Source organism: Proteus sp. ZN5, assembly GCF_011046025.1.
Taxonomy (GTDB): Bacteria; Pseudomonadota; Gammaproteobacteria; order Enterobacterales; family Enterobacteriaceae; genus Proteus.
Map to the genome: position 1 here is coordinate 1 of NZ_CP047642.1, position 8,401 is coordinate 8,401.

At 61.6% G+C, this 8,401-nt stretch carries 8 protein-coding genes and 4 pseudogenes; 10 read left to right on the forward strand and 2 right to left on the reverse strand.

The features are described 5' to 3' along the window. The 6 genes and pseudogenes from GTK47_RS20310 to GTK47_RS20595 form a co-directional block, all read left to right on the forward strand. On the forward strand, positions 1-840 hold the full coding sequence (locus tag GTK47_RS20310) for a helicase RepA family protein (protein ID WP_165126853.1): 840 nt from the start codon (positions 1-3) through the stop codon (positions 838-840). Beyond that, positions 827-1,678, forward strand: coding sequence for a replication protein C, IncQ-type (gene repC / locus GTK47_RS20315; RefSeq protein WP_010895881.1), 852 nt, complete (start codon positions 827-829; stop codon positions 1,676-1,678). The genes GTK47_RS20310 and repC overlap by 14 nt, the downstream gene beginning before the upstream one ends. A 48-nt stretch (positions 1,679-1,726) precedes the next feature. Continuing rightward, positions 1,727-2,182, forward strand: a pseudogene (locus GTK47_RS20320) (transposase); the annotation flags it as partial. A gap of 30 nt (positions 2,183-2,212) precedes the next feature. Continuing rightward, positions 2,213-3,097 (forward strand): DUF3363 domain-containing protein, encoded by an 885-nt coding sequence (locus GTK47_RS20590; RefSeq protein ID WP_001447541.1) that lies wholly within the window; start codon positions 2,213-2,215, stop codon positions 3,095-3,097. Positions 3,098-3,313: 216 nt separating this feature from the next. Continuing rightward, positions 3,314-4,528: a chloramphenicol/florfenicol efflux MFS transporter FloR gene (floR, locus tag GTK47_RS20330; RefSeq protein ID WP_000214122.1), complete on the forward strand. Its 1,215-nt coding sequence runs from the start codon at positions 3,314-3,316 to the stop codon at positions 4,526-4,528. A gap of 27 nt (positions 4,529-4,555) precedes the next feature. Further along, a pseudogene (locus GTK47_RS20595) lies at positions 4,556-4,675 on the forward strand (LysR family transcriptional regulator); the annotation flags it as partial. On the opposite strand, the gene GTK47_RS20340 reads toward GTK47_RS20595, so the two are convergent. Together GTK47_RS20340 and GTK47_RS20345 are read right to left on the reverse strand one after the other, a co-directional pair. Continuing rightward, a complete protein-coding gene (locus GTK47_RS20340; protein WP_223424540.1) occupies positions 4,630-4,980 on the reverse strand; it encodes a plasmid recombination protein in 351 nt (116 codons plus the stop codon). The pseudogene GTK47_RS20595 and the gene GTK47_RS20340 overlap by 46 nt on opposite strands. Before the next feature lie 459 nt (positions 4,981-5,439). After that, positions 5,440-5,739, reverse strand: a complete 300-nt coding sequence (locus GTK47_RS20345) for a hypothetical protein (protein ID WP_010904468.1) — start codon at positions 5,737-5,739, stop codon at positions 5,440-5,442. A 181-nt stretch (positions 5,740-5,920) separates the two neighbouring features. Between GTK47_RS20345 and GTK47_RS20600 the strand changes: the two are divergent. From GTK47_RS20600 to GTK47_RS20355, 4 genes and pseudogenes are all read left to right on the forward strand, one after another. Then, positions 5,921-6,562: pseudogene (locus GTK47_RS20600) on the forward strand (MobA/MobL family protein); the annotation flags it as partial. A 106-nt stretch (positions 6,563-6,668) separates the two neighbouring features. Then, positions 6,669-7,079, forward strand: a complete 411-nt coding sequence (locus tag GTK47_RS20605) for an IncQ-type mobilization protein MobB (RefSeq protein ID WP_010895877.1) — start codon at positions 6,669-6,671, stop codon at positions 7,077-7,079. A 98-nt stretch (positions 7,080-7,177) separates the two neighbouring features. Further along, a pseudogene (locus GTK47_RS20610) lies at positions 7,178-8,032 on the forward strand (DNA-primase RepB domain-containing protein); the annotation flags it as partial. Between the two features lie 67 nt (positions 8,033-8,099). Beyond that, complete coding sequence (locus GTK47_RS20355) at positions 8,100-8,336, forward strand: hypothetical protein (protein WP_010895879.1); 237 nt, start codon at positions 8,100-8,102, stop codon at positions 8,334-8,336. Positions 8,337-8,401: the final 65 nt, after the last annotated feature.

Here is an 8,401-nt window from a genome sequence, read left to right on the forward strand (position 1 = left end):
ATGGCTACTCATAAGCCTATCGATATTCTGGCGAGCTTCACAGAGTTACCGCCGCCGATTGACTACGTACTGCCCAACATGGTGGCCGGTACCGTGGGGGCGCTGGTGTCCCCCGGTGGGACCGGCAAGTCCATGCTGGTTCTACAGCTGGCCGCACAGATCGCAGGCGGCCCCGACCTGCTGGACGTGGGAGAGCTGCCCACCGGCCCGGTGATCTACTTGCCCGCCGAAGACCCGCCCACCGCTATACATCACCGCCTGCACGCATTGGGGGCGCACCTGACCGACGAGCAACGGCAAGTCGTGGCTGACGGTCTGCTAATCCAGCCGCTGATCGGCAGCCTGCCCAATATCATGGCCCCGGAGTGGTTCGACGGCCTCAAGCGCGCCGCCGAGGGCCGCCGCCTGATGGTGTTGGATACGCTGCGTCGGTTCCATATCGAGGAAGAGAACGCCAGTGGCCCCATGGCGCAGGTGATTGGCCGCATGGAGGCCATCGCCGCCGATACCGGGTGTTCTATCGTGTTCCTGCACCATGCCAGCAAGGGCGCGGCCATGATGGGCGCAGGCGACCAGCAGCAGGCCAGCCGGGGATCGTCCGTGCTGGTGGATAACATCCGCTGGCAGTCCTACCTGTCCGGCATGACGGCCGCCGAGGCCGAGGAATGGGGCGTGGACGACTCACAGCGGCCCTATTTCGTCCGCTTTGGTGTCAGCAAGGCCAACTATGGGGCGCCGTTCAAAGACCGCTGGTTCAGGCGGCATGACGGCGGGGTGCTCAAACCCGCCGTGCTGGAAAAGCAGCGCAAAAGCAAGGGGGTGCGCCGTGGTGAAGCCTAAGAACAAGTACAGTCTCAGCCACGTCCGGCACGACCCGGCGCACTGTCTGGCTCCCGGCCTGTTCCGTGCCCTCAAGCGGGGCGAGCGCAAGCGCAGCAAGCTGGACGTGACGTATGACTACGGCGACGGCAAGCGGATCGAGTTCAAGGGGCCGGAGCCGCTGGGTGCTGATGATCTGCGCATCCTGCAAGGGCTGGTGGCAATGGCTGGGCCTAATGGCCTAGTGCTTAGCCCAGAACCCAAGACCGAAGGCGGGCAGCAGCTCCGGTTGTTCTTGGAACCCAAGTGGGAGGCCGTTACCGCTGATGCCATGGTGGTTAAGGGCAGCTATCGGGCGCTGGCCCGTGAAATCGGGTATGCAGAGGATGGCGGCAGCCAGTTCAAGGCAATCCGGGAGTGCATTGAGCGCCTGTGGACAGTCTCCATCATCGCCCAAAATGGCCGCAAGCGGCAGGGGTTCCGGCTGCTTGCCGAGTACGCCAGCGACGAGGCAGGCGGGCGTCTGTACGTGGCCCTGAACCCCTTAATTGCTCAGGCCGTCATGGGTGGTGGCCAGCATGTGCGCATCAGCATGGACGAGGTGCGAGCGCTGGACAGCGAAGCGGCCCGCCTGCTGCATCAGCGCCTGTGTGGCTGGATCGACCCCGGCAAGACCGGCAAGGCGGCCATAGATACCCTGTGCGGCTATGTCTGGCCGTCAGAGGCCAGTGGTTCGACCATGCGCAAGCGCCGCCAGCGGGTGCGCGAGGCGTTGCCGGAGCTGGTTGCGCTGGGCTGGACGGTAACCGAGTTCGCGGCGGGCAAGTACGACATCACCCGGCCCAAGGCGGCAGGCTGACCCCCTGTTTAACAGTCACGCCCCTCCCCCTCCGCACTGTCAGATTGCTACCAGCTCAAGACGCCGTACCGGGACGGCACCACGCACGTCATTTTCGAACCATTGGATTTCATTGCAAGGCTGGCCGCCCTGGTACCGAAGCCCAGAGTCAACCTAACCCGCTTCCACGGGGTGTTCGCACCCAACAGTCGGCACCGGGCGTTGGTCACGCCGGCAAAACGGGGCAGGGGCAACAAGGTCAGGGTGGCTGATGAACCGGCAACACCAGCACAACGGCGAGCGTCGATGACATGGGCGCAACGGCTCAAGCGTGTTTTCAATATCGACATCGAGACCTGCAGCGGCTGCGGCGGCGCCATGAAAGTCATCGCCTGCATTGAAGACCCTATAGTGATCAAGCAGATCCTTGATCACCTGAAGCACAAAGCCGAAACCAGCGGGACCAGGGCGTTACCCGAAAGCCGGGCGCCACCGGCTGAGCTGCTCCTGGGTCTGTTTGACTGACGAGCCTGAAGGCCAACGATACCAATCAAAATGCTGCGTTCACAGCGCCGCGGCAGGGATCCGCCGTGCTGGTTGTCGGAAAAGGAGCCGCTAGTGGGAAAGAGGAGGGTAAATTTTCAGCGTTGCTGGCTCCCCGTCAGCCGGATTGGGTTGCATCGCAGGGGTGTCGAAAGAGTCAACTGCGGTCCAAAGCTGTTGGACTTGGGTGAAAAGGGCGTTTATTCTTCCTATACGTGCCGCGTTCCAGGCGGCGACTATGAGGGCTATGTCGATGCCCATGTGCGCCGGCTGGAGGCGCTACGCCGGGCCGGTATCGTCGAGCGGATCGACGCCGACCAATGGCGCATCCCCGATGATCTGGTCAGCCGTGCCGCCGCCCATGACGCCGGCCGAGACAGTCAGGCCAGCGTTCGCGTCCTTTCCCCGGTCGATCTGAACAAACAGATCGGATCGGACGGCGCGACCTGGCTGGACCGGCGGCTGATCCACGGCGAGACGGCCGACCTTGCGCCAACCGGCTTCGGGCAACAAGTCCGCGAAGCCATGGACCAGCGCCGCGAGCACCATATCGAACAGGGCGACGCCACCCGCAGCCGGGACAGCCGCGTCTTCTACCGGCGCAACCTTCTCGCCATCCTGCGGGAGCGCGAGGTAGCCGGCGTCGGATCGGATATGGCTTTGAGTAAGGGCCTGCCGTTCCGCGCCGCCACGGACGGCGAGAGCGTCAGCGGCAAGTTTACCGGAACCGTGCATCTATCGAGCGGCAAGTTCGCCGTGGTCGAGAAATCCCATGAGTTCACCCTTGTCCCGTGGCGGCCGATCATCGACCGCCAACTCGGCCGCGAGGTTATGGGCATCGTGCAGGGCGGGTCGGTGTCGTGGCAGTTAGGGCGGCAGAGGGGGCTGGAACGCTGAGTGCGCCCATGCCGCATTGCGAAGCAAAAGATAATCGGATAAAATGTAGCAATTCATATTCGTAAGCGTGGAGTAATCAGATGGGAAATTCCAAGTCAGCAGACAAGTAAGCCGCAACAACCAGTATTGTTGTTGCGGCGCTCTGTAAGGCTAGTCTCATCTGATTGCTGACGAGCAGACGTCGCCCGGTATTCCTTAATCGAGGGTTGATTCGTCATGACCACCACACGCCCCGCGTGGGCCTATACGCTGCCGGCAGCACTGCTGCTGATGGCTCCTTTCGACATCCTCGCTTCACTGGCGATGGATATTTATCTCCCTGTCGTTCCAGCGATGCCCGGCATCCTGAACACGACGCCCGCTATGATCCAACTCACGTTGAGCCTCTATATGGTGATGCTCGGCGTGGGCCAGGTGATTTTTGGTCCGCTCTCAGACAGAATCGGGCGACGGCCAATTCTACTTGCGGGCGCAACGGCTTTCGTCATTGCGTCTCTGGGAGCAGCTTGGTCTTCAACTGCACCGGCCTTTGTCGCTTTCCGTCTACTTCAAGCAGTGGGCGCGTCGGCCATGCTGGTGGCGACGTTCGCGACGGTTCGCGACGTTTATGCCAACCGTCCTGAGGGTGTCGTCATCTACGGCCTTTTCAGTTCGATGCTGGCGTTCGTGCCTGCGCTCGGCCCTATCGCCGGAGTATTGATCGGCGAGTTCTTGGGATGGCAGGCGATATTCATTACTTTGGCTATACTGGCGATGCTCGCACTCCTAAATGCGGGTTTCAGGTGGCACGAAACCCGCCCTCTGGATCAAGTCAAGACGCGCCGATCTGTCTTGCCGATCTTCGCGAGTCCGGCTTTTTGGGTTTACACTGTCGGCTTTAGCGCCGGTATGGGCACCTACTTCGTCTTCTTCTCGACGGCTCCCCGTGTGCTCATAGGCCAAGCGGAATATTCCGAGATCGGATTCAGCTTTGCCTTCGCCACTGTCGCGCTTGTAATGATCGTGACAACCCGTTTCGCGAAGTCCTTTGTCGCCAGATGGGGCATCGCAGGATGCGTGGCGCGTGGGATGGCGTTGCTTGTTTGCGGAGCGGTCCTGTTGGGGATCGGCGAACTTTACGGCTCGCCGTCATTCCTCACCTTCATCCTACCGATGTGGGTTGTCGCGGTCGGTATTGTCTTCACGGTGTCCGTTACCGCGAACGGCGCTTTGGCAGAGTTCGACGACATCGCGGGATCAGCGGTCGCGTTCTACTTCTGCGTTCAAAGCCTGATAGTCAGCATTGTCGGGACATTGGCGGTGGCACTTTTAAACGGTGACACAGCGTGGCCCGTGATCTGTTACGCCACGGCGATGGCGGTACTGGTTTCGTTGGGGCTGGTGCTCCTTCGGCTCCGTGGGGCTGCCACCGAGAAGTCGCCAGTCGTCTAACCGACGACTGGTAGCAGGCCCGCTCCGATGCGGCGCACTAACCATCGAAACCTCGTGAATGTCGGTATCCTGTCTGGCAGGATACCGCTCATTTCCCTTGTTCAGTTCATCGCCGTCGCCGAGCATCTGAATTTTCGGCATGCGGCCAGCCACTCGGTCGATCGCTTGAAGAACTCCCGCTGCTGGTCGGCGCTTGCGGTCTGCCACCACTCCGGCGAGGCGCTCATCACGTATTCGACCGCCAGCACCGCATCCTTGCGCCGCTTCTCCGGCAACCGCTCCCTGAGCTTGCCCATCGCCTCATCGGTCGATCTGGCCGCCAGGTGATCGTTGTCCGGTGTGCGCTCCTGATCGGCGTTCGGCGTCTCGCGGTCGCGGTAGCAGTGCTGCAACGCAGCCGCCACCGTGCCCATGCTGTTGAGCTTCTTCGCCCTCATGATCGCAAACGCCATCCGTCCCCCGGCGCAACTGTCACGCCCCCGGCGTAACTGTCACGCCCCCCCGGCGTAACTGTCACGAACCCCCGGCGTAACTGTCACGCCCCTAAACCTGCAAACCCAGGAAGGGGGGGAGCTGGTGGGGTGTTGGAAAAATCCATCCATGATTATCCAAGAATAATCCACTAGGCGCGGTTAACAGCGCCCTAGTGGGGCGCTGTTTGCCCTTGCTTAAAATGCCGGCCAGAGGCCGGATAACTTCTCTATCCGCTGCGCTAGGCTACACACCGCCCCCACCCTTCGGGTAGGGAAAAGGCCGCTAAAGCGGCTAAAATCGCTCCAGCGTATTCCCGCGGGATTTGGTATGGGGTTTAGCGGGCTTTGCCCGCCTTTCCCCCTGCCGCGCAGCGGGTGGGGGCGGTGTGCAGCCCCGAAGGGGCCATTCAGGGGCCATTCTGACCGCTTTGCGCTTGGCTATCCTTGCGGCTCCGGCTGACCATGCTCCTGTGGCTGCTGTTTCTGCTTGGGTGGAAGTCCGAACAGTGCCCGATCATGGTCGCGCTCTAGGTAGCTGTCCAACCCATCGAGCAGGCGCTGTTCTGGCCACTCGCCGTTTTCAACTTTGCCGAGTATCCATGCACCTACCAGCACTTTGCGCCGGGTGTTTTCCTTGCGCTTTTGCTGCTGCTCCCGTGCTCTGATCCGTTGGATCTCGGCGTTGATTCGTGCCCGTTGTTCTTCCAGCTTGGCGAGCCGTTCCGCTGTTTTTGCCATTTTGATAATCCTCTTGGTTATGTGCTTGTCATTATGCTATCATCGGAGCACAGACACCGCAAACCCCGACCGTCATTTTACGGGAGGGCGCACTTACCGGTTTCTCTTCAAGAAACTGCCCTGGGGGCACCCCTTCGGGGCTGTGCGCTCTCCGAGGGCCATTGCATGGAGCTAAACCCCTATGGCCATCTATCACCTTACGGCCAAGACCGGCAGCCGGAACGGCGGCCAATCGGCCAAGGCGAAAGCCGATTACATCCAGCGGGAGGGCCGTTACTCCCGCGACCGTGAAGAGGTGCTGCACACCCAGTCCGGCCACCTGCCCGAGTGGGCCGAGCGTCCCGCCGACTACTGGGACGGTGCCGACCTGTACGAGCGGGCCAACGGTCGCTTATTCAAAGAGATTGAGTTTGCCCTGCCGGTCGAACTGACCCTAGATCAGCAGCGGGAGCTGGTGGACGAATTCGCCCGGCATCTGACTGAGGGCGAGCGCCTGCCGTATACGCTGGCCATCCATGCCGGTAACGGTGAGAACCCCCATTGCCACTTGATGATCTCCGAGCGGAAGAACGACGGTATCGAGCGCCCGGCTGACCAGTGGTTTAAGCGGTACAACGGCAAACAGCCAGAGCGGGGCGGGGCGCAGAAGTCCGAGAGCCTGAAGCCCAAGGCATGGCTTGAGCAGACCCGCGAGGCATGGAGCCACTACGCCAACCGCGCCCTTGAACAGGCCGGGCACGAGGCCCGCATTGACCATCGCACCCTTGAGGCGCAGGGCATTGAGCGCTTGCCGGGCATCCATCTTGGCCCTAACGTGGTGGAGATGGAGAGCCGGGGCATCCGCACCGAGAGGGCCGATATCGCCCTAGCCATCGACACGGCCAACGGCCAGATCATCGACTTACAAGAATACCGGGAGGTTATCGAGCATGAGCGCGATAGACAGAGTGAGGAAATCCAGAGGGATCAACGAGTTAGCGGCAGAGATAGAGCCGCTGGCCCAGAGCATGGCGACACTGGCGGACGAAGCCCGGCAGCGGATCGCCGAGGTACAGCAGGCCAGCGAGGAGCAGGCCGCGAGCTGGACGAGCCAGCAACAGCAAGCCATGAGCGCATGGCGGCAGGCAGCAAAGGACATGAGGGCAGCCGCAGGGGAACTGGCCAAGGCCGGCCAGACGGCCCGGAGCGCCGCCCGTGGCTGGACATGGAGGTTGTGGGCCGGGGTCTTGATCGCTTCCGTGATGCCTATTCTGGCGCTGCTGATCGCATCATGGCTTTGGCTGGAGCCGCAAATCATCGAGCAACAGGGGAGCATATGGCTGATTTTCAAGCTCAAGTGAAAGGTGACCGCACCGCGCAAGCCATCGCCCGGCAGCTCAAGGCCATGGGCTGCGACCGGTACGACATCGGCATACGGGATGCCGCCAGCGGCAAGATGATGAACCGGGAATGGACACCGCAGGAAGTGCAGCAGAACGCCGCCTGGCTCAAGCGCATGAATGCCCAGGGCAACGATATTTACATTCGCCCCGCCGAGCAGGCCCGGCATGGTCTGGTGCTAGTTGACGACCTCAGCAGCGACGATCTGGACGCCATGAAGCAGGAGGGCCGGGAGCCTGCCGCCATCATCGAGACCAGCCCCAAGAATTATCAGGCATGGGTGAAGGTGGCTCAGGATGCCCCAGCAGATCATAGGGGCGTAATCGCCCGGAAGCTGGCCCGGGAGTATGACGCCGACCCGGCAAGCGCCGACAGCCGTCACTATGGCCGTCTGGCAGGCTTTACCAACCGCAAGGACAAGTACACCAGCCGCACCGGCTATCAGCCGTGGGTGCTGTGCCGGGAGTCCAGCGGCAAGAGTGCCACCGCAGGGCCGGAGCTGATGCAGCAGGCCGGGCAGGTGTTGGACAGCATCGAGCGCCGACAGGAACGGACGGCACGACTGGCCGAGATCACCGCCCCGCAGAGTGTGCGTCGGTATCGCCGCAGCGTCGTGGACGACTACCGCAGCGAAATGGCCGGGCTGGTCAAGCGGTACGGTGATGACCTCAGCAAGTGCGACTTCATCGCGGCCATGAAGCTGGCCAGCAAGGGCCGGGAGCCGGACGAGATCAGCAAGGCCATGGCCGAGGCTAGCCCCGCTATCATGGAGCGCAAGGCGGGCCATGAGGCCGATTACATCAAGCGTACGGTGCAGAAGGTGATGGAGCTTCCGCAGGTGCAGGAGGCCCGCGCCGAGCTGGCGAAGCAGACCCAGAAGCAGCGCAGCAAGGGGCCAGATTTAAGCATGTAATGCTTGTTTTGATAAAACAAAACTGCTATATTGTCAAAACAATTTGACTTTATAGTAGGATTAAAAAATGGATATAGGAAAGGCAAAAGAGTATTTTGGGCTTGGATTGATTCAGGGTGCCGTGGTGAGATCGTCAAGTGTTCTGCATAACGGGTGGACTATCGAGCTGAGCGGCAACATTGGCAGCGCACAACCTACCTTACACACCGCCAGAGGTGATGTGCGGCAGTTCAAGACACTGGATGCGGCGGCCAAGGTCGTGCGAGAAATTGGGCTGCGAGAGTGGCGTGTTATCACTGACTAGGCGGCGCATGGCGGGGATGCCCCGCCAGCGCCTGACCATCAACCGCCTGCAAAGGAGGCAAACCA